The organism is Acinetobacter sp. V2, assembly GCF_001188385.1.
GTDB lineage: Bacteria > Pseudomonadota > Gammaproteobacteria > Pseudomonadales > Moraxellaceae > Acinetobacter > Acinetobacter oleivorans.
On record NZ_JZFB01000005.1, the window covers coordinates 154,792 to 155,367 of the forward strand.

Below are 576 nucleotides of genomic sequence, written 5' to 3' on the forward strand. Positions count from 1 at the left end.
AATTAATGTTCCTGCATAAAGCATCTCAAGACTTACATTTGGAGTGATCAAAAAGAGAGAAAAAATAACAGATGGCATGAGGATAACTTTAAATATCGCCAACAAAATACTTTCTGTATTTACTGCTGTGATTCCAATACCCACTAAACTCCCACCAATTGCAAACAAAGCCAAAGGCGAAGCTGTACGTCCAAGTAACTCTAGAGACTGATCAAGCGTCGTAGGAAGATTAACATCGAAAAGAATGCATCCCATTCCAACCAAAATCGCGATAATGACAGGATTCTTGAGTAAGTTTAAAAAAGTCTGTTTTAAAAGTGGTAAAAGATTTTGTTGTTGATGTAAACCCGCTTCGGCCAGAATGAGCATCAGCGCCACAATTAATAAATTTTCAATGATGAGTGTTAAAGAAATATAAATAGCAGCATGATTACCTATCAACATGGTTAAAATAGCTGTTCCCATAAATCCAGTATTGGACATAGATGCGCCCATCGAGATCACGGCGCTATGGGTTAAACTATTTTTAAAATATTTTCGATAGAGAATGAAAGCCAAGAAAAATAAAATTAAAGA

The 576-nt window shown here is 35.4% G+C and carries 1 protein-coding gene; it reads right to left on the reverse strand.

Features of this window, described 5'->3' with window-relative positions; all coding sequences use genetic code 11:
- On the reverse strand, positions 1-576 hold a 576-nt coding region (locus tag UC75_RS21970; RefSeq protein WP_228137421.1), incomplete at both ends, for an AEC family transporter.